The sequence below is a fragment of the Streptomyces sp. NPDC058665 genome, assembly GCF_042714995.1.
In the GTDB taxonomy this organism is placed as follows: Bacteria; Actinomycetota; Actinomycetes; order Streptomycetales; family Streptomycetaceae; genus Streptomyces.
In genome coordinates this window covers 1-20,274 of sequence record NZ_JBHXRX010000034.1, presented here as the reverse complement: position 1 = coordinate 20,274, position 20,274 = coordinate 1, and the positions used below count along the sequence as shown (strand labels likewise).

Here is a 20,274-nt window from a genome sequence, read left to right as displayed (position 1 = left end):
GGTGACGGCGCCCGGCAGGCCCGCGCGGCCCGCCGGGCGAAGCGCCCTCAGTAACCGTCGCCGGTGTGCCCGTCGACGTACCGGTCGCGCCCGCCGACCGAGTCATTCGTCGCGCCCAACGCCAAGCACTCCTCCCAACGAGGGCTGATCGGCCGGTCGTCGAGGATGTCCCTGGCCTTCGACTCGCCCCAACTCGTCGCGTACCACGGCTCGTCCGATCCACCCAGTCCGCGGGCGATGCCCTCCAGCGCACAGGAGCGCAGTGGCTCGGGGAGCGTGTCGAGTGCCGGTACGGCGTCGGCGGAGAGCTGCTGGAAGTACTCGATGTCGATCTTGTCGGAGGTCCGGTAGCGGTCGACGTTCCGCTCGGCGACGAGTGCGTCCGGCGAGATCAGGCCGAAGATCAGAACGCTCGCCGCACCGCTGACGGCCACGGCGCGCGGCAGCCAGCGCCCGCCGAACACACCGGCGGCCATGATCAGGACGATCACGACCCCGAGCCACAGCTCCATCGCGGCCACCGAGACCCGCAGACGCGTCAGCCCGTACGCGTCCACGTACAGGTCCATGCGGCGCAGCGCGGACGCGACGACGACGAGCGTGAGAACGCACAGAACCCCGAGCACGGCGCTCACGAGCGTGCGGTCCCGCGCGCCGTCGCGCGGTGCCCAGCGCCGTGCGAGACCTATCACGAGCAGGGTGAGCAGGGTGGCGCCCAGCAGTTGCCAGAAGCCCTGTGTGGCGTACTCGGAGTACGTCAGACCCGTCTCGCTCAGAACCTTGTCGTAGCCGCCGAACAGCACGGTGAGCTGTACGCCGATGAAGACGGCGAAGAGCAGGTTGAGGACAATCAGCGGCAGCGCCCACTCGACCCGGTTCCGCGCCTTCCCCGGCCGTACGGTGATCCGGTCCCAGTGCAGCGGCGCCGCCGCCGTGTGAGCGGCTGCGAGGGCGCCCACGACGCCGAGGACGAACAGCAGCGTGCGCCACGGTCCGTCGGCGACGGAGACATCGGGCGTCAGCCCGCCGAGCAGATCGGCGAAGGCGGCGTCGGCGCTCGCGAAGAGCGCGCCGAAGACGACGAGCAGGACGGCGGCGGCGACGACCGTACGGACGACGGGTGCCCACCGGCCCCGGGAGCCTTCGGCGCGGTCCCGCACACCCTTCGCGCCCCAGAACAGGCCGGTGCCGACCGAGCCGAACAGCCCGAACGGGCCGAGGACGACGCCCGGCCAGGTGCGACAGCCGTGCAGGGCGAGCGAACCGAGCGCCAGCGCTGACGTCATGGCGAGGAACGTCGGCCAGCCGGCGTCGCGCAGCGCGGGTACGGAGAGCAGCGCGACGCCGCCGACGGCCCAGACCAGGGTCCAGGGGCGCAGCCGCCGTCCGGCCTCCCGCGCGGCGAAGTACGCGCCGAGCGCGGCCGGGACGCTCACGATCAGCAGGTTGAGCCCGAGCCCTTCGCCGAGCAGCAGCCCGCTGAGCAGACCGGTGACGGCGACGCACCAGAGGGTGGCGACGCCGATGCGGGCCGGTTCGTCGGAGCTGATCTCGCCGATCCAGGCGGGAGGATCGCTCCTGGCGGGCTGCCACTGCTGCCAGTTGGTGGGATGCGGCGTCTGCGGCCTGCGTCCGGTGTGCGTCGCGGCGGGCCCGTGGGACGCCTTGCGCGGCTGCGCCGCGGCTCCGGCCCGCGCCGGAGCGCCCGCCTGTGCCGCTACGGCACGCGGACGGGGCACCGCGTCCTGGATGTCCTGCTCGTGCTTTCGCGACGGGCCCGGCTCCGGCTCCCCACCTGCCGCCGGTTCCGGTGCCTCGTTCGAATTCGATGGCGTGTCTGACACTGGCCCCCCTCCCCGCCCGGTGCCATTGCGCACGCCGACAGGCCGGCGCGTGGATCCGGGGCTCACCTAGGCGCACGCCCCGTGGATGATCAACGAGGCGGCGATGGGCCGAGGCTAGCGCCACGCGGCGGTAGCGCCCGTTCCGAGCCGACTCTGTGGCGGGACCGTGACAGTCGCGTGGAGCGCGCCTCTTGAAGAAGACACACGGAACAGCTTTCCGGGGAGCGCCGCTCGGAGAAGCGGGGAGCGCCTCCTACAGAGGCGGTCTCGTCAGCGAGGCCCCGGCGGCAGCCAGTCGGGCAGCGCTTCCGTCTGCTCCACCCAGGTCGCCGGTGGGGCGCCGATGTCCACCGCCGCCACCACTCCCCCGACGATGGCGCAGTTCGTGTCGACGTCGCCGCCCACCTGCGCCGTGTTCCAGAAGGCCCGCTCGAAGTCGCCGAGCGAACGTGCCGCCGACCAGAGTGCGAACGGGACGGTGTCGTGCGCCGTCGTACGCCGGCCGCTGCCCAGCACCGCGGCGACCGTACCGGCGTCGTCGTAGTCGAGCATGTCCCGCGCGCGGCGCAGCCCGGCTCCCACGGCGCTGCGGGGCACGAGCGCGATGACAGCGTCGAGCAGGTCCCCCGGCGCCGGCGGTCCGGCCGGCCCGGCGGCGACGGCGGTCGCCGCGGCCACCGCCATCGCGCCGGCCACGGCCTCGCGGTGCTGATGCGTCGTGTACGCGGAGATCTCGGCCTGGTGCGTGGCCTGCTCGGGGTCGTCGGCGTACCAGGCGCCGAGCGGCGCGATACGCATGGCGGCGCCGTTCCCCCAGGAGCCCTGGCCGTTGAAGAGCCCGGCGGCCAGTTCCCGCCAGTCGCCGCCCTCCCTGACCAGCCGGAGCATGCGGTTCACCGCGGGGCCGTAGCCGCGGTCGAAGTCGTGGTTCGTGGCGAAGGAGCGCGCGAGCGCGTCCTGGTCGACGCGTCCGTGGACGGCGAGGACGGCCAGGACCGAGGTGGCCATCTCGGCGTCGTCCGTCCACTGCCACGGGCCGGGCGGCAGTTCGCGCCGCTTGAGCAGCGGATAGTTCACGGGGACGAAGAACTGTGAGCCGAGCGCGTCTCCTACGGAGAGCCCGCGCAGGCTTGCCATGGCGCGCCGGAAGCGCGGATCGAGCGGATGGGGTGTGGTGTCAGCGGTCATCTCCTCCTCACTCTAACCGGTGACGCCGTACGGCTCCGGGGTGCGCCAGCGCTCGAAAGGCCGGTCCAGGGTGTACCGCCCGTCCTCACCGAGCAGCAGTGTCCGCGACTCCCCGTTGCCGGGATTGGACAGCGACTCGAACTCGGCGACGGACCAGTGGAACCAGCGCATGCAGAAGAGCCGCATGGTCAGGCCGTGGGTGATCAGCAGCACGTTGGGGGGATGGTCGGCGGCCTCGAAGCTCCGGTGCAGGCTCTCCAGGAAGGCGTCGACCCGGTCGTACACGTCGGCGCCGGACTCCCCCTGGGCGAAGCGGTAGAAGAAGTGCCCGTAGGCGTCGCGGTACGCCTTCTGGAGCCGTACGTCCTCGGGGTCCTGCCAGTTGCCCCAGTCCTGTTCGCGCAGCCGGGGCTCCTCGCGGACCCGCACCAGCTCAGGGTCGAGGCCGAAGGCGCGGAAGGTCTCATGGGTGCGGCGGTAGGGCGACACGTACACGCTCACCCGCTCGCGGCCGAACTGCTCGCGCAGCCGTACGCCCGCCTCCTCGGCCTGGCGCCATCCCGTCTCGGTGAGCCTCAGGGAATGGTCGGGTTCACGTTCGTACACCGTGTCGTCGGCGTTGCCCGCCGACTCGCCGTGCCGGACGAGGACGATGCGTCGCGGTCTCACCATGACTCGACCCTAGGGCCTGTCGTGTGGATCTTGACGGGGCACCGGCCGCCGGGCCCTCAGACCGTCCAGCCGGGTTCGAGATCGACCACGTCGCCCGCCAGCGCCGCGACGTCCGCGGCGGTCTGCGCACGGAGCGACAGCCGCTCGACCCGCTCGATCCGGTACTTGCCGTGTTCGGCGGCCGACTGCCACATCGAGAGCACCAGGAACTCGTTGCCCGGGGCGTCCCCGAACACCCCGCGCACCATCCCCGGCGAGCCCGCCATCGCCGGATTCCAGACCTTCTCCTGCATCAGCGCGAAATGCTCGACGCGGTCCTCGTGCACCTTGCTGTGCGCGATCCGGACCACGTCCGCGTCGGTGAACTTCGGCTCGAAACCCGTCTTCACGTCGAAGCGGTAGTCGAAGAGTTTGGCCTGGGCTTCCCTGAAGGTGCCCGACTGCGCGGCGGCCAGCCGGTCGTGGGAGCGCGCCATGAAGGAGTCGTAGAAGGCCCGGCTCTCCCAGAAGGCGAAGACGTGCGCCACCCCCGGCCGCCCCCTGCTCCAGCCCCCGCCCTGTCCCCGGAATCCCGGCTCGCCGAGCAGCCCCGCCCATTTGCGCTGCCCGCGTTCGAAACCACGTCGGTCTGTCACCGTGCAGCGAATCCACTTGACCAGCACCGCGCCATCGTACGGGGCCGAACGTGGCCCAGGTCACGCTCCGGGAGGTCCGCACGCCGGGCACCGCGCCGGATCCCGCACCGATACCCCCGGGCGAGAAGGACCGGATGGCGAGTCGTCGCCATGTGGCGTCAACTCGCCGTTACCGGCAGTGCGTTGTCGGTCCAGCCGACTAGCCTTGCGGTCAGTGATGTTGGACGTACGGAGGGATGACCGGTGAGCAGAAGTCTCAACAGGGGGGTCAAGAAGATCGAGGTCGTCCTCAAATGGGATCCCAGCGAACTGGGCCGGCCGCCGCACGACCTCGACATCGTGGCCGCGACGTACACCGCGAGCACACCGAGCAACCGTCCGGCGTATCTGGTCCACTTCGACAGCCGCTCCCCCGACGGCACGATCATCCTGGAGAGGGAGAGCCGCACGGGCCAGGGCTTCGGCGCCGACGAAGTGATGAAACTGGAGCTCGACCGGCTGAACGCGGACTATGTACGCGTGATCGTGGGAGTCGTCATCCAACAGCGCGAGGGCCGCCGCACGTTCAGCGACATATCGCGCCCGACGGTCCTCCTCCGCGAGGGCCTCACGGAACTGACGGCGAGCGACTTCACCGCCGCCCCTGGCTCGACGGCGGCGACGATCGCCGAGTTCACCAGGGACGAGCTGGGAAAGTGGGACTTCTATCCGGCTTTCCGGGGCTTCGACGCCGACCCCCAGGAGTTCACGGAGCAGATGGGCGGAATCTGACGGCTCCGCCGGCCGCTTCAGGGGCCCTCCGCGCGAAGTGGGGCCGCCGGCCGTGGCCGGCGGCCCCGCTTCAGGAGATCAGCTGCAGCCGCTGGTCGACCCGCAGCCCTCGCAGATGTAGCAGGAACCGGCCCGCTGCATCTTCGTGCCGCACGAGAAGCAGAGCGGCGCGTCGGCGCTGATACCGAGCTGCATCTCGACCAGCTCCGCCGAGGTGTGCGCCTGCCTGGGAGCCGGCGCCTCCGCCGCGTTCGACGTCGCCGCCGACCCCACCGACTTCAGCGGCTCCACCGGGCGCGGTGCGGACTGCACCAGGCTGTCGGCGTCCAGTCCCTCGTCCTCCAGGGACGGCTCGTACGAGCCGGTCTCCAGGTGACGCTGGCGCTCGTCCGCCGAGTGGATCCCGAGGGCCGAACGCGTCTCGAACGGGAGGAAGTCCAGCGCCAGACGCCGGAAGATGTAGTCCACGATCGACTGGGCGAGCCGCACGTCCGGGTCGTCCGTCATACCCGCCGGCTCGAAGCGCATGTTCGTGAACTTCGAGACGTACGTCTCCAGCGGGACGCCGTACTGAAGACCCACCGACACCGCGATCGAGAAGGCGTCCATCATGCCCGCGAGGGTCGACCCCTGCTTGGACATCTTCAGGAAGACCTCGCCGAGCCCGTCGTCCGGGTAGGAGTTCGCCGTCATGTAGCCCTCGGCGCCGCCCACCGTGAAGGACGTGGTGATGCCGGGACGGCCCTTGGGCAGGCGCATCCGGACGGGGCGGTACTCGACGACCTTCTCCACCGCCTGGCGGATGGTGTCCTCGGCCTTCTCCGCGACCTGTTCCTTCTTCTTCGCGGAGAGCGGCTGGCCGACCTTGCAGTTGTCGCGGTAGATCGCCAGCGCCTTGACGCCGAGCTTCCACGCCTGGAAGTAGACCTCTTCGACATCCTCGACGGTGGCCGTCTCCGGCAGGTTCACCGTCTTGGAGAGCGCGCCGGAGATCCACGGCTGGATCGCCGCCATCATCCGGACATGGCCCATCGCGGAGATGGAACGCTCGCCCATCGCGCAGTCGAAGACCGGGTAGTGCTCGGGCTTGAGGCCGGGCGCGTCGATCACGTTGCCGTTCTCGGCGATGTGGGCGACGACCGCCTCGATCTGCTCCTCCTGGTAGCCCAGCCGGCGCAGGGCCTGCGGCACCGTGCCGTTGACGATCTGCATCGAGCCGCCGCCGACCAGCTTCTTGAACTTGACCAGCGCGAGGTCGGGTTCGAGTCCTGTCGTGTCGCAGGACATCGCCAGACCGATGGTGCCGGTGGGCGCGATAACCGAGGCCTGCGCGTTGCGGAAGCCGTTCTTGGCGCCGAGCCGGATGACGTCCTGCCAGGCCTCCGTGGCCGCGGCCCAGATCGGGCTGTCCAGGTCGTCGACGTGCACGGCCGCGCTGTTGGCGTCCGCGTGCTGCTTCATGACGCGCTGGTGCGGCGCGGCGTTGCGCGCGTAGCCGTCGTACGGACCGACGACCGCGGCCAGTTCGGCGGAGCGCTTGTACGACGTGCTCGTCATCAGGGAGGTGATCGCGCCGGCGAGCGCGCGCCCGCCGTCACTGTCGTAGGCGTGACCGGTCGCCATCAGCAGGGCGCCGAGGTTGGCGTAGCCGATGCCCAACTGACGGAAGGCGCGGGTGTTCTCGCCGATCTTCTGGGTCGGGAAGTCCGCGAAGCAGATGGAGATGTCCATCGCCGTGATGACCAGTTCGACGACCTTGGAGAAACGGTCGATCTCGAAGGACTGGTTTCCCTTGCCGTCGTCCTTGAGGAACTTCATCAGGTTCAGCGAGGCGAGATTGCACGACGTGTTGTCCAGGTGCATGTACTCGCTGCACGGGTTCGAGCCGTTGATCCGGCCGGATTCCGGGCAGGTGTGCCACTGGTTGATCGTGTCGTCGTACTGAATACCGGGGTCGGCGCAGGCCCACGCGGCCTCGGCCATCTTGCGGAAGAGGGACTTCGCCTCGACCTCTTCGATGACTTCGCCGGTCATCCGGGCGCGCAGCCCGAACTTCCCGCCGGCCTCGACGGCCTTCATGAACTCGTCGTTCACACGGACCGAGTTGTTGGCGTTCTGATACTGGACGGACGTGATGTCGTCGCCGCCCAGATCCATGTCGAAGCCCGCGTCACGCAGGGCGCGGATCTTCTCCTCTTCCTTCACCTTCGTCTCGATGAAGTTCTCGATGTCGGGGTGGTCGACATCGAGAATGACCATCTTGGCCGCACGGCGCGTGGCACCGCCGGACTTGATCGTCCCGGCGGAGGCGTCGGCACCGCGCATGAAGGAGACGGGACCCGACGCGTTGCCACCCGAGGAGAGAAGCTCCTTGGAAGAACGGATCCGCGAGAGGTTCAGGCCGGCGCCCGAGCCGCCCTTGAAGATCATGCCCTCTTCCTTGTACCAGTCGAGGATCGACTCCATGGAGTCGTCGACGGCCAGGATGAAGCAGGCCGAGACCTGCTGGGGCTGCGGCGTCCCGACGTTGAACCACACCGGCGAGTTGAAGCTGAAGATCTGGTGCAGGAGGGCGTACGCCAGCTCGTGCTCGAAGATCTCGGCGTCCGCGGGTGAGGCGAAGTAGGCGTTGTTCTCGCCCGCCTTGCGGTACGTCTTCACGATCCGGTCGATGAGCTGCTTGAGGCTCGTCTCACGCTGGGGCGTGCCGACAGCCCCGCGGAAGTACTTGCTGGTGACGATGTTGACCGCGTTCACCGACCAGAAGCCGGGGAACTCGACGCCACGCTGGTCGAAGTTGACCGACCCGTCGCGCCAGTTGGTCATGACGACGTCCCGGCGCTCCCAGACCACCTCGTCGTACGGATGCACGCCGGGGGTCGTGTGGATTCGCTCGATACGCAGGCCCTTGCCGGTCTTGGCTCCCTTGCTCCGGGATCCTCGCGCCGTCGGACCGCTCGCCGTCTCTGTCATGCCGCCTCCCATATACAGGCGAAAACGCCCTGAAGTGCCACGTTCTTCCCTTGGCACAGTGATGTGTCCGTCGCCACGGGCGCCGCGTGGGGCGCTCATGACGGGTCTCATCGCCGCTGGGCGCCCGATCGACAATGATCGGTCGCTGAGCTGTCGCGATAGGTCGATAACCGATCGATGATCCATCGATGACCGATCGGTGGTCACCGACAAGTCGGTATGACCGGTGCCGCTGCCGGTGCCGGTGTCCGGTCAGTCGGCGGCGGTGACGGGCTCGGGGACCCCGGGGGTCGCGCCGGCCCCGCCTTTCTCTCCAGGAGGCCGCGTGCGGAGCTCCGCCACGGCGGCCTCGAAGTCTTCGGGCGAGTCGAACGCCCTGTATACGGATGCGAAGCGCAGGTACGCGACGAGGTCGAGCTCCTGCAAGGGGCCGAGTATGGCCAGCCCAACATCATGGGTGGTCAGTTCGGCGCTGCCGGTGGCGCGCAGCGCCTCCTCGACCCGCTGGCCGAGTTGGGCGAGAGCGTCCTCGGTGACCGGTCGCCCCTGGCACGCCTTGCGCACTCCGGAGATGACCTTGGTACGGCTGAAGGGCTCCGTGACTCCGCTGCGCTTGATCACCATCAGCGAGGCGGTCTCGACCGTCGTGAAACGGCGCGAGCAGTCGGGGCACTGACGGCGGCGCCGGATGGACGTCCCGTCGTCGGTGGTGCGACTGTCGACGACACGGCTGTCGGGGTGCCTGCAGAAGGGGCAGTGCATGGCTTCCGACCCTCCTTCACAGCACGACTGAGAAGCCCCGACGGGCCCTGGGCGGGCCGTACGAAGCGGTCTCCAGCATAAGCGATGACCTCGGCGAGGAAAGACCCGGGACCACTACTTCTGGGCGACTGAGCCAATCCAACCACTACATGTGGGGCTCGCGCACGTTTCGGGACGGTCGCGCGTGTCGCGGCGGGCGAGGGATCGGCGGCCCTGCGGCGCTCGGCGCGAGCGGGCCGGGCACGAGAGTACGGGAGCCCGGAAGGTACCGCGATCCCGGGCCGCCCGATGAGACACTGGGGCGCCGTCGACCCTTCCGTGAGAGCGGCGGGGACTGCCTCCGCGATCCCCCGGCGAGCGGGGGACGGCTCTTGGACGGACCGTGGCCGGCCGCTGCGACGGCTCGCGCGGAGGGTGCCGAATACGCGCCACATACACCGCCGAAATAGTCGCGTCAGCACTTCCGGGGATTTTCACTCGAACGTGTGTTTGGCGCAACCTTTCGAAAGCAACTACCGTTGTCCAGCTAGGGAGAACATTTCGAGAGGGGCCGACGTGACCACCGCAGCAGACAGCGCCACCATTACCGCCCAGGACCGCTCCCAGAGCCGACTCGAGCCGGTGCATGCCATGAATGACGCAGCCGCAAATCCGGAGGGCGTAAAGCCCACCCGTTCGCTGCCCGGCCGACCTCCTGGAATCCGGGCGGACAGTTCCGGTCTCACGGACCGGCAGCGGCGGGTCATCGAAGTCATCCGTGACTCCGTTCAGCGGCGGGGATATCCCCCGTCGATGCGGGAGATCGGCCAGGCTGTCGGCCTGTCCAGCACTTCCTCGGTCGCCCATCAGCTGATGGCTCTGGAGCGCAAGGGATTCCTCCGCAGGGATCCGCACCGGCCGAGGGCGTACGAGGTCCGGGGGTCGGACCAGCCGAGCACCCAGCAGACGGACACAACGGGCAAGCCCGCCGCGTCGTATGTGCCGCTGGTCGGCCGCATCGCGGCAGGCGGGCCGATCCTCGCCGAGGAGTCCGTCGAGGACGTGTTCCCGCTCCCCCGCCAACTGGTGGGTGACGGCGAGCTGTTCGTCCTCAAGGTCGTCGGGGACTCGATGATCGAAGCGGCGATCTGCGACGGCGACTGGGTGACGGTCCGCCGCCAGCCGGTGGCGGAGAACGGAGACATCGTGGCCGCGATGCTGGACGGCGAGGCCACCGTCAAGCGCTTCCGGCGCGAGGACGGCCATGTCTGGCTGCTCCCGCACAACGCGGCGTACCAGCCGATTCCCGGCGACGACGCGACGATCCTCGGCAAGGTTGTGGCGGTCCTGCGGCGGGTGTGAGGGCTCGCCGGCTCCAAGCCGGCCCCGGGACTCACTGCGCCGGTCCCGGGGCCTCGCTGTGCCCTCCCCGGCTACTGGCCGTCCGCCTTTGCCTTCGCGTCGATCGCGGCGAGGGAGCGACGGGCCTGGTTGCGGTCCGTCGTGTACCAGAAATCGGGCATCGAGGCCCGCAGATAGCTGCCGTACCGCGCGTTCGCCAGCCGCGAGTCCAGTACGGCCACGACACCGCGGTCTCCCGACGCCCTCACCAGCCTGCCGGCGCCCTGGGCCATCAGCAGGGCGGCATGGGTGGCCGCCACGGACATGAAGCCGTTGCCACCGGCCTCTTCCACCGCCTTCTGGCGCGCGCTCATCAGTGGATCGTCCGGGCGCGGGAACGGAATCCGGTCCATCACCACCAGCTGTGAACTCGGCCCGGGGACGTCCACGCCCTGCCAGAGCGAGAGTGTGCCGAACAGACACGTCGCGGGGTCGGCCGCGAACGCCTTGATCAACTCGCCGAGGGTTTCCTCCCCTTGGAGGAGGATCGGCGTGTCGAGCCGGCCGCGCAGCTCCTCCGCCGCCGCCTGAGCGGCCCGCATGGAGGAGAACAGTCCGAGCGTACGGCCGCCGGCCGCCTCGACCAGCTCGGCGAGCTCGTCCATCATGTCGCCGCGCGACGGCTCCCTGCTGGGAGGGGAGAGATGACGGGCGACATAGAGAATGCCCTGCTTGGGATAGTCGAAGGGCGAGCCGACGTCGATGCCCTTCCACTGCGGGACGTCTTCCCCTTCGGTGCCCTCCGGGGCCAGCCCCAGCGACGCTCCGACGCCGTTGAAGTCGCCGCCGAGCTTCAGCGTGGCCGAGGTCAGGACCACCGAGCGCTCGTTGAAGAGCTTCTCCCGCAGCAAGCCTGAGACCGAGAGCGGGGCGACCCGCAGAGACGCCCCGAACCGGTCGTGGCGTTCGTACCAGACCACGTCCCACTCGCTGCCGTTGGCGATCCGCTCCGCGACGGTGTGGACGGACTCGACGGACGCGAGAGCCTGTTTACGTACGGCGTCCTCGTCCTGCACGGACTTGTCGCGGGTGGCACCCATCGCCGAGATCACCGTGCGCGCGGCGTCACGCAGGGCCATCAGTGCGTAGCCGAGGTCTTCGGGGATCTCTTCGAGCCGGCCGGGGAGCGCCAGCTCCATCAGCCGCTCGAAGGTCTCGGCGGCCGTCTGGAGCGAGTCGGCCGCCTTCTCGTCGACCAGCTTGGCCGCGCGGCGCACCGCGCGGTTGACCTGGCCGGGGGTGAGCTCGCCGGTGGCGACGCCGGTCACCCGCGACACCAGCTCGTGGGCCTCGTCGACGATCAGCACCTCGTGCTGCGGGACGACGGGGGCGCCCTCGATGGCGTCGATGGCCAGGAGCGCGTGGTTGGTGATCACGACATCGGCGAGCTTGGCCCGCTCGCGCGCCATCTCGGCGAAGCACTCGGCGCCGTACGCGCACTTCGTCGCGCCCAGGCACTCACGGGAGGACACGGAGATCTGCGCCCATGCCCGGTCGGAGACACCCGGCGTGAGATTGTCCCGGTCGCCGGTCTCCGTCTCGTCCGCCCAGTCCCGCATCCTCAGCAGGTCCTGGCCGAGCTTGCTCGTGGGGGCCGCCGCCTCGAACTGGTCGAAGAGCCCGTCCTCCTCTTCCTGCGGCACGCCCTCGTTGAGGCGGTGCAGACACAGGTAGTTGGAGCGGCCCTTGAGCATGGCGTACTCGGGCCGCCGCCCCAGCAGGGGGCTCAGCGCGTCGACCGTACGGGGAAGGTCGCGCTCCACGAGCTGGCGCTGGAGGGCCAGGGTCGCGGTGGCCACCACGACACGCTCGCCGTGCGCCAGCGCGGGCACCAGATAGCCGAGGGACTTTCCGGTGCCGGTGCCGGCCTGCACGAGCAGATGGGAGTTGTCGTCGATGACCTCCGCGACGGCCTCGGCCATGGTGACCTGGCCTGGGCGTTCCACACCGCCGACAGCGGTGACGGCGGCATGGAGGAGCTCGGAGAGAGATGGCTTCGTCATAGCTCGACCACCCTACGGCTCACCACTGACAACGACGATCACGTTCCGTCCGCGGCGCCCGCCGGGAGCGCCAGCGGGTTGGGCACCGTCCCGTGCACGGCGGCGTGCGGGCGCTCCGCGCGGTCGCGGTATCCGTCGACATGCAGCCGGTTGCGGTTGAGACAGAGCCGCGCGATACGGGGCGTGAGCAGGTCGAACGTGTCGAAGCGATCCTTGAGTTCGGGGAACCTGGCCTGGTGGCGGAGGATCTCGGCCCGTACGAGTGACCAGAACGTCCTCTCCGGTACGGCCAGTTGGTCCTCGCACAGCGGCGCGAGATAGCGGAAGACACCGATGAAGAGCCCGGAGTGGATGAACTGGGTGAGGAACGACGGCTCTTCGGTAAGGAGGATCTCGCGCACCTCCGCCGGCATCGCCTCGTGCTCCGGCAGCGACTGGGCGCTGACGTTCACGTCGTCCACGAAGTCCTTGATCGCGAGGCGCACCGGCACGTCCCTCTCGTCGAAGACGACGACGGCGTTCTCCCCGTGCGGTGAGAAGACGGTGCCGTAGCGGTAGAGGAAGCGCAGCAGGGGCGGCAGCAGCGCGGCGAAGAGGCGGGTGAGCCAGTCCTCGGCGGAGAGTCCGGAGCGCTCCACGAGCTCGGCGGTGAAGGCGCGGCCCTGTGGATCGGTGTGCAGGAGGGACGCGAGAGTCCGGGCGCGCTCGCCGGGGGCGAGCCGGGCGGGGAGGGGTTCGCGCCAGATCGCGCCGAGGAGTTCCTTGTACTGGTACGGGACTTCGGGAAGGTGGTCGTAGAGCGGGTGGGTCACCGTCACCGACGCCACTTCGCCGAGCAGGATCACTCGGCATTCGTCGCGGAGGAAGGGGTCCGACTCGTACAGCTCTCGCATCCAGGCGGTGACGGCCGGAGCGGCGAGTGTGCGTTCGGTGGGCAGACCGCGCCAGACAAGGGTGTTGAGGATGGACAGCGGCAGTTTCACCGTGTGCCGGTCCGGTCTGGTGGTGTTGAGGAACGTACGGATGGACTGCTGCGGCAGTCTGACGTCGCCGTCGGTGGGGAGCGGGACGATCGCGCCGCCGGCGATCTCGGCGGCGTAGAGCGGCAGGAGTACCTCGTCCCACTGCCAGGGATGTACGGGGAGATAGAGGTACGTGTCCGGGTCGAGGCCGCGCGAGCGGAGCACGGAGGCGAAGCCGTCACGTGTCGCGGGGTCGAGTTCGGTGCCGTAGAGCTGCTCGGGCGAGGCGAGGGAGGGGATGCCCCGGTAGGCGGCGAGGCCGGTGCTGACCGCTATCCAGGGGAGCGTGGAGGGGGTGCGGGACTCGGGTGCCCAGCGGGTGGCGTCGGTGGCCGAGAAGCCTGTGCGGCCCTTGTTGAGTATGAGCCAGGGGTGGCCGGTCTGGTGGCCTTCGAGTTCGGCGTAGTCGAGGTCGGCGAGCTGGGCCGTGGTGAGCGCGGTGCCGTCGATCCTGGCGTCGGCGACGAGGGTGGCGTTCAGTTCGCGGACGAGATGGCCGAGGGTGGCGCCGTCGATCGCGAGGGTGCGGCGCGCGAGGACGAGGAAGCGGAGGGGGTCCCGGAAGGGCTGTCCCGCGTGTTCGACGGAGTCGGGGTCGACGCGCCAGCCGCCGTAGGCGCCGCGCCGGGCGGTGAAGGTGAGGGGGGTGCCGTCGTCGAGCGCGAGGGTGTAGTGGTCGGCGGCTTCGCCGTTGGCGCCGCCCTCCGCGAGGGGCTCGATGATCTCCTCGTACGCGAATTCGCCGAGGAGTTTGGCGAGGAGACGGGCGGCGGCCCCGGCCCAGAGCTGCGCGGTCAGTTCGGGCGGGGTGAAGAGCGGGGTGGTGGTGAGGGGGTCGCCGGGGGCGGAGTTACCGGTGGGGCCGGTGTCGGCCGTATCGGGATCACCGGATATCGGGCTTCTGGCGGAACCTCTGCCGGGGGTCGCGGAGGCGCGTGCGGTCGGGGATGTCGGCAAGGGGACTCCTCGGGACGGAACCGATGTGGGTCGTACGGTGCGGGGAAAGCGGCGGGTCGTTCACAGCAGGTCTCGCAGGGCTCGTTCGCGAATCATGAGCGCGGCTCGTTTGTCGGGGAGGTCGAGCTCCGCCGAGAAGCGGAAACCGGCGGTGAGAAAGGCGGAGACGGAGGGGGTGTTGCGGAGGTCCGGTTCGGCGATGACGCGGCCGCAGCGCGGGCGGTGGTCGAGGACGAGGTCGGAGACGGCTCGCAGGAGCGTCGTGCCGACACCCCGGCCGCGGTTGGACACACCGCCGACAAGAAGGTGGATTCCGGTGTCGTGGGGACGGGCGGGGTACTGGCGGGCGAGAGGATCGAGATCGGCGCGGTAGAGCTCCCAGTAGCTCATGGGGACACCGTCGAGCACGCCCAGACACGGGACGCTCCGTCCGTCGCCGCGCAGCTGGGTGTCCAGATGGTCGGCGGTGACGGCTTCGGGGCCCGCCAGCTCCCAGAAGGCGGCGACGGCGGGGTCGTTCATCCAGCGGCTGATGAGGGTCAGATCGCGTTCGACGCGTACAGGGACAAGCCGGAAGACACCGGCGGAGGTCCCCGCCACGCCCCATCTGGCGGGGAAGTCGAGGAGCGCGGACTCGCCTGCACCGGCGGCCGGCGCCGGTGTTTCGGCGGGCACCGGTTCATCCTCTCCGAAGAGCGCGACGAGTTCCTCGGTCAGCCGCAGGTCGAGGGTGTCCTGGGCATCCCCGGCCGGCTGCGCTCCGGGACCTCCAGGGCCTCCGGGACCGGCTCCGGTGCCGTTCTTCGCGCCGGTGGTGGTCCCGGTGCTGGTGCCGGTACTGGTCCCGGTGCTCGCGTCGGTGGAAGGCACGGTGGCGCTCTCCTCTGGGCAGTTCGGACAGATGCGCGCGGTCAGGCGCGAAGGGGGTTGGCGATGGTGACGTAGACGGACTGGGTGTCGACAGGGCCGACGAGTTCGTCAAGGCCGTGCAGCCGGGTCAGCAGGTTGGCCTTGCAGCGCAGGGTGGTCGCCTCCAGGAGCTGGCCCGGCAGAGGTGAGCCGAGTGCCGTGGCGCGGGTGAGGAACTGCCGGAAGGCGGCGATGAGTACGCGTTCGTCGGCGAGCCGCTGGGAGCCGAACGCCCCGATGAGGCCGAGGACGTTGTTGATGCCGAGGTAGTAGGCGAATCGCTCGTCGGTGATGTGGTCGGGGACGAAGGTGTCGCTGACCCTGCCGATGTCGGGGAGACGGCGGTCGAGCGCGTCACGGTGGGATTCGCGGAAGTAGTAGCCCTGGTTGTCGCGGTAGCGGCCCCCGACGGGCCAGCCGTCGGGGTCGAGAACCACCAGCGTGTTCTGCTGGTGGGCTTCCAGCGCGACGCCCGCCGTGCCGTCGAGCCAGAGCACCGGGCGTACGACCTGGTCGAGATAGCGCAGGAACCACTCCGCCGAGACGGCGCCGGAGGGCCGGCCGGTGCGGGCGACCAGGCGGTTCACGGTGTCGGCGAGTCGGGAGTACATGTGCGGACGGCCGGGCCAGGGGCGGGGGGTGACGAGTCCGGCGACGCATACGGCGTCGTTCTCGGGGCGGAACGGGTTGTGGCGCAGCATCACGTCGAGCCCGGTGACCGGTTCACCGCCGGGAGTGTCGACGGCGAGCCAGGCGGGGTCGCGCACGATGTCGAAACCGGGGTGCGCGGCGCGCCACTGCTGGGCGAGGCCGCCGCGCAGCAGCCGGTGGACCTCGACTCCTCGGTGGAGTTCCTTGCGGAGGTTCTCCCGGCGGGAGTTGGTGATGCGTACGCCGAGGGAGAGCTTGAGCATGGCGGGTGCGCCGGTCCGGTGCACCGTCCGGACCGAGGAGGTGGGGTGCCAGGGGTCGCCGTGGGGCCCGAGATCGTGGAGCAGACCGGCGTCGAGGAGGGCCCGTACGTCGGGACGGTGCGTCAACTCGCGTGCCTGCCAGGGGTGAAGAGGCAGCGGGACGGTGTGGTCGGGCAGTGCCAGGTCGCCCGCGAGACGGGTGGTGAGCTGCTCCGCGTGGACGGCGCGGCCCTGCTCGGTCCAGGCCGAGTCGGTGGCGAGCACGGAGCGGTCGACGGCCATCCAGTGGAGGGGGAAGGAACCACGCAACTCGGGTGAGAAGTGGCGGTGTTCGGTGTCGGAGAGCCCCTCGCGGCTCTTGGGTGTGGGGTGGAGGGGGTGACCGAGGACGAGGGACTGTTCGGCGGTGAGGAAGAGGTCGGTGCCCGTGGGGCCGGGGGCCGCTCGGCGGTCGGTGAGGAAGTCGGCCGTACGGCGGGCCGAGTCGGCGACGCGGGCGACCAGTTCGGTGCCCTCACTCCGACCCGACTCGCGGCTGAGGAGCGCGGCGACGGTGACGGCGTCGACGGGAACGGAGCCGGGTCCCGCGCTCTCCAGGAGGGGCATGCCGAAGCGGTGCCAGCCGGTGGCCGACCAGTAGCGCACGGGGACGAGCAGGGCGGTGCCGCTCGCGTCGAGCGGGATCCTGAGGGTGTCCCCGTCCGGCCGGGCGATGTCGGTCTCCCTGGCCCAGCAGCGCAGCAGGTTCTCCACGGACGCGGCGTCGGCGGCCTTCGCCGCGTCGGGGTCGTCGAGGTGGTCCGGGTGCTCGGCCGCCGCTGCCCGGGGGGCCGGGTCGGCGGCGGGTGCGAGCGGTGTGTCCGGGTCGGCGGCGGGCACGGGCGTCGCCGGTGTGCGGAAGTCGGTATCCGCCCCGTCGGCGGCGGGCACTTGGCGGGGCACCGTGGCGGCGCCGATCGTCAGGGGCGCGGCGGTCACCGCGTGGTTCGGATCGCCCGGTCGGGGGTCCTGGGTGGCGAGGCGGTCGGTGATCTCGGGGGCGTCGGGCGTGGGGGTGGAGTTCACGGGAGGACTTCCTTGTGAGGGGGGCCGGATCAGCGAACCGGTGCGGTCGCCGGCCGGTGGTGTCGGTGGTCTTTCCGCCGGTCGTCACGGCGGTGGTCCCCGGGCCGGGTGGAGGCGTCGCCGACGGGTGCGACGAGCGGCATCGGTACAGGGAGTTCGGTCACGGCCACGGCTGTCGGTCCTCCCGCCGGAACGGTTACGTCACGCGTCGACGCGGCGGGTCGAGCGCCGCGGTACGAGTGGCGAACGCCGGCGTCGAGTCCCCCGAAGGTACCAACGACGGGAGGCGTCCGGGAGCACGGCCAACGGGAAGATCCTTCGCCGGCGGAACCACGGCCCTGCCGTGCGCCGTCCCCAACGGCACCGGCATAGTGGGGGCCTGATTCCGGCCCCGGTCCCCAGGACCGGGTCGATTCATCCGCTTCGGTCCAGTTGATTCGTCAGTTCAGAACAGTCGCGAAGTACCAGGGGGGATCCCGACATGCGAGCCATTCGCCCACCGTTCACCACTCGCCGTGGGAGGGGCGCGCGGCGCGGAAGCTCCTCCGCGGTCGCGGTCGCCTCCTTCGCGGCCGTCCTGGCACTGACGGCCACCGCCTGCGGTCCCACCGAGGAGACGAACTCGGCGGACAAGCCGAGCGGTTCGTCCGGTGTGTCCTCCGACGACAAGATCACTATCCCGGCCGATCTTCAGGACCGCCTCAAGGAGCGCGGGATCGACCTGGACAAGTGGAAGGACGGCGAGTGGAAGAACTGGGACAAGGACAAGTGGCTCCGTGAGGCCCGGGACTACGTCAACCCCATCATCGAGGACCTGTGGGACCCGGACCGGATGCGGGACGCCCAGGAGCCCGACAAGCCGGTCGCGGATGAGGACATCTCCGGCGACGCGGGTGTCACCGACCCGACTCCGCGGCCGGTCGAGGCGACGGCGGTGAACGCGCCGTACGACGGCAGCGTGCCCGAGGCGGGCAAGCTGTTCTTCGACGGACCCGAAGGTTCGATGGTCTGCTCCGCGACCGTGGTGAACGATCCCGCCAATCCCGGCAAGTCCAACATGGTCTGGACGGCGGGCCATTGTGTGCACGCGGGCAAGAGCGGCGGCTGGTACCGGAACATCGCCTTCGTCCCGTCGTACAACAACAGCGCCATGCCGATCTCGGAGTTGGAGACCGCTCCCAAGGAGGAGATCGCTCCGCACGGCATCTGGTGGGGCGAGTGGGCGCAGACCTCCGAGGAGTGGATCTCGGAGGGAGCGCCGACGGGCGGACTTGGTGCCCCGTTCGACTTCGCGGTGATCCATGTGACGCCCGAGAAGGGCGGTGACGGCAAGTCGCTGGAGGAGACCGTCGGGGCCGCGCTGCCGGTCGAGTTCAACGCGCCGGCCACGCCGGAGATCGATTCGATGACGGCGACGGGTTATCCGGCGGCGCCGCCGTTCGACGGCCAGAAACTCCTCCAGTGCGAGGACAAGCCGGGCCGGCTGTCCATCAACGCGCAGGACCCGACGATGCACCGCATCGGATGCACGATGACCGGCGGTTCGTCCGGGGGCGGCTGGGTCGCGAACGGCCAGGACGGCCGGCCCGCTCTGGTGTCGAACACCTCGATCGGCCCGGTGACGGCGGGCTGGCTCGCGGGCCCGCGGCTCGGCGACGAGGCCAAGGGCATCTACGAGGCGGTCAGCAAGAAGTACGCCGGCCAGTAGGCGGGATCCGGCGGCGGTCCGCCGTGTCCGTCGGGCACACGGACCGCCTGCCGGTACTCCCTATTTGGCGGGCCCGGAAACGGGCCGCATAGAGTGAGGTCACCGCAAGGTGGTCCGCCTGAGGGCCACCTTTTTGCGTGACACGTTCATGGCAAGTGATCCAAGTACCTTCAGGGGGAACGTTTTTCATGCGATCCATACGTCCGCTGCTGGCCGCCACCAGCCTCGCCGCGGCTCTCGCGCTGACGGCGACGGGCTGCGGCGGTGACAGCGAGGACAGCGCGTCCGACAAACCCGCCGCCTCGGCTTCCGCCGCAGACGAGGCAGGCGGCGGGATTCCCGCGGATCTGGCCGACCGGCTCAAGGAGCGCGGTGTCGACCCGGAGAAGTGGAAGGACGGTGAGTGGAAGAACTGGGACAAGGACAAGTGGCTGCGCAGCGCGAAGGACTTCGTCAACCCGGTCATCGAGGACCTGTGGAAGCCCGAGCGGATGAAGACGGCGAAGTCGCCGACGAAGACCCTCGCCGCCGGTGACTTCTCCGGTGACCAGGACGTCACCGACCCCGAGCCGCGGCCGGTCCAGGCCGAGCCGGAGAAGACCCCGTACACCGACCACGCGGCGCCGGTCGGCAAGGTCTTCTTCGACTCCCCCGAGGGCTCCATGGTCTGCTCGGCCACCGTCGTCAAGGACCCGAAGAATCCCGGCAGGTCCAACCTGGTGTGGACCGCGGGCCACTGTGTGCACGCGGGCGCGGGCGGCGGCTGGTACCGCAACATCATGTTCGTCCCCGCCTACAACAACACGGGCAAGTCCGCCGACGCGCTGCAGAACGCGCAGCCGCAGGAGGTCGCGCCGTACGGGCAGTACTGGGCCGACTGGGTCGCGACGTCCAACGAGTGGATCAACGAGGGCGGCCCGACCGGCGGCGACGGAGCGGCGTACGACTACTCGGTCATGCACGTCACTCCCGAGAACGGCGGCAAGTCGCTTGAGGAGACCGTCGGCGCGGCCCTGGACGTGGACTTCGACGCCCCCGAGGCGAGCGGCATCGGCAATCTGGGCGCGTGGGGCTACCCGGCGGCCCCGCCGTACGACGGGCTGATCATGCACAAGTGCGTGGACGCGGCCGGCAGGCTCTCGATCGCCCCCGGTACGCCCACGATGTGGCGCATCGGCTGCACCATGACCGGCGGTTCCTCCGGCGGCGGCTGGATCGCGGCAGGACCGGACGGCGAATCGGTGCTGGTCTCCAACACCTCGATCGGCCCGGTCACTTCGGGCTGGCTCGCCGGTCCCCGGTTCGGCGAGGGCGCCGAACAGCTCTACACGATGATGAGCGACAAGTTCGCGGGCCAGTAGGCGCTCGCGGCACGGCAGTCGCGGCGGCTTCGGCGGCCACGCACGGCGGAAGGCCCGCCCTCTCCCGCGGGAGAGGGCGGGCCTTCCGCCGTAACCAGGTGCCGGTGCGC

The 20,274-nt window shown here is 70.1% G+C and carries 14 protein-coding genes; 4 read left to right on the top strand and 10 right to left on the bottom strand.

Translation table 11 applies throughout. From position 1 onward, the window contains the following. Positions 1-47 precede the first annotated feature (47 nt). The 4 genes from ACFWV8_RS22485 to ACFWV8_RS22470 form a co-directional block, all read right to left on the bottom strand. The gene (locus ACFWV8_RS22485; RefSeq protein WP_384205089.1) at positions 48-1,844 is read right to left on the bottom strand and encodes a DUF4153 domain-containing protein; all 1,797 of its coding nucleotides are present in this window, start codon (positions 1,842-1,844) and stop codon (positions 48-50) included. A 270-nt stretch (positions 1,845-2,114) separates the two neighbouring features. After that, a complete protein-coding gene (locus ACFWV8_RS22480) occupies positions 2,115-3,032 on the bottom strand; it encodes an ADP-ribosylglycohydrolase family protein (protein WP_384205086.1) in 918 nt (305 codons plus the stop codon). A gap of 12 nt (positions 3,033-3,044) precedes the next feature. Then, positions 3,045-3,704, bottom strand: coding sequence for a histidine phosphatase family protein (locus ACFWV8_RS22475; RefSeq protein WP_329380652.1), 660 nt, complete (start codon positions 3,702-3,704; stop codon positions 3,045-3,047). A 56-nt stretch (positions 3,705-3,760) separates the two neighbouring features. Next, positions 3,761-4,366 (bottom strand): YdbC family protein, encoded by a 606-nt coding sequence (locus tag ACFWV8_RS22470; RefSeq protein ID WP_329380655.1) that lies wholly within the window; start codon positions 4,364-4,366, stop codon positions 3,761-3,763. Between the two features lie 216 nt (positions 4,367-4,582). Here ACFWV8_RS22470 and ACFWV8_RS22465 point away from each other — a divergent pair, with 216 nt between their 5' ends. Further along, positions 4,583-5,110, top strand: a complete 528-nt coding sequence (locus ACFWV8_RS22465) for a TerD family protein (RefSeq protein WP_384205081.1) — start codon at positions 4,583-4,585, stop codon at positions 5,108-5,110. A gap of 78 nt (positions 5,111-5,188) precedes the next feature. Here ACFWV8_RS22465 and ACFWV8_RS22460 read toward each other — a convergent pair whose 3' ends face one another. After that, positions 5,189-8,083: a vitamin B12-dependent ribonucleotide reductase gene (locus tag ACFWV8_RS22460; protein WP_384205077.1), complete on the bottom strand. Its 2,895-nt coding sequence runs from the start codon at positions 8,081-8,083 to the stop codon at positions 5,189-5,191. 252 nt (positions 8,084-8,335) lie between these two features. Next, complete coding sequence (nrdR, locus tag ACFWV8_RS22455) at positions 8,336-8,845, bottom strand: transcriptional regulator NrdR (RefSeq protein WP_384205074.1); 510 nt, start codon at positions 8,843-8,845, stop codon at positions 8,336-8,338. Between the two features lie 555 nt (positions 8,846-9,400). On the opposite strand from nrdR, the gene lexA reads away from it, so the two are divergent. Beyond that, a complete protein-coding gene (lexA, locus tag ACFWV8_RS22450) occupies positions 9,401-10,186 on the top strand; it encodes a transcriptional repressor LexA (RefSeq protein WP_189109009.1) in 786 nt (261 codons plus the stop codon). 71 nt (positions 10,187-10,257) lie between these two features. Here the strand turns inward: lexA and ACFWV8_RS22445 are convergent, their stop codons facing one another. The 4 genes from ACFWV8_RS22445 to ACFWV8_RS22430 are packed head-to-tail and all read right to left on the bottom strand — an operon-like array spanning position 10,258 to position 17,095. After that, entirely contained in the window at positions 10,258-12,228 is a 1,971-nt protein-coding gene (locus tag ACFWV8_RS22445; protein ID WP_384205070.1) for an ATP-dependent DNA helicase, read from the bottom strand. A gap of 38 nt (positions 12,229-12,266) precedes the next feature. Continuing rightward, positions 12,267-14,207: an IucA/IucC family protein gene (locus tag ACFWV8_RS22440; RefSeq protein ID WP_384205067.1), complete on the bottom strand. Its 1,941-nt coding sequence runs from the start codon at positions 14,205-14,207 to the stop codon at positions 12,267-12,269. Between the two features lie 60 nt (positions 14,208-14,267). Further along, positions 14,268-15,077: a GNAT family N-acetyltransferase gene (locus ACFWV8_RS22435; RefSeq protein ID WP_384205064.1), complete on the bottom strand. Its 810-nt coding sequence runs from the start codon at positions 15,075-15,077 to the stop codon at positions 14,268-14,270. Positions 15,078-15,118: 41 nt separating this feature from the next. Continuing rightward, a complete protein-coding gene (locus ACFWV8_RS22430; RefSeq protein WP_384205058.1) occupies positions 15,119-17,095 on the bottom strand; it encodes an IucA/IucC family protein in 1,977 nt (658 codons plus the stop codon). A gap of 481 nt (positions 17,096-17,576) precedes the next feature. Here ACFWV8_RS22430 and ACFWV8_RS22425 point away from each other — a divergent pair, with 481 nt between their 5' ends. Then, positions 17,577-18,803, top strand: coding sequence for a trypsin-like serine peptidase (locus tag ACFWV8_RS22425; protein WP_384205053.1), 1,227 nt, complete (start codon positions 17,577-17,579; stop codon positions 18,801-18,803). 188 nt (positions 18,804-18,991) lie between these two features. Next, positions 18,992-20,164 (top strand): trypsin-like serine peptidase, encoded by a 1,173-nt coding sequence (locus ACFWV8_RS22420; RefSeq protein ID WP_384205048.1) that lies wholly within the window; start codon positions 18,992-18,994, stop codon positions 20,162-20,164. Positions 20,165-20,274 lie beyond the last annotated feature (110 nt).

What these genes read in the sequence shown, in the direction of transcription:
- ACFWV8_RS22480 (WP_384205086.1), bottom strand. Translation starts at nt 3,032, where the DNA reads ATGACCGCTGACACCACACCCCATCCGCTCGATCCGCGCTTCCGGCGC.
- ACFWV8_RS22475 (WP_329380652.1), bottom strand. Translation starts at nt 3,704, where the DNA reads ATGGTGAGACCGCGACGCATCGTCCTCGTCCGGCACGGCGAGTCGGCG.
- ACFWV8_RS22460 (WP_384205077.1), bottom strand. Translation starts at nt 8,083, where the DNA reads ATGACAGAGACGGCGAGCGGTCCGACGGCGCGAGGATCCCGGAGCAAG.
- nrdR (WP_384205074.1), bottom strand. Translation starts at nt 8,845, where the DNA reads ATGCACTGCCCCTTCTGCAGGCACCCCGACAGCCGTGTCGTCGACAGT.
- ACFWV8_RS22445 (WP_384205070.1), bottom strand. Translation starts at nt 12,228, where the DNA reads ATGACGAAGCCATCTCTCTCCGAGCTCCTCCATGCCGCCGTCACCGCT.
- ACFWV8_RS22425 (WP_384205053.1), top strand. Translation starts at nt 17,577, where the DNA reads ATGCGAGCCATTCGCCCACCGTTCACCACTCGCCGTGGGAGGGGCGCG.
- ACFWV8_RS22420 (WP_384205048.1), top strand. Translation starts at nt 18,992, where the DNA reads ATGCGATCCATACGTCCGCTGCTGGCCGCCACCAGCCTCGCCGCGGCT.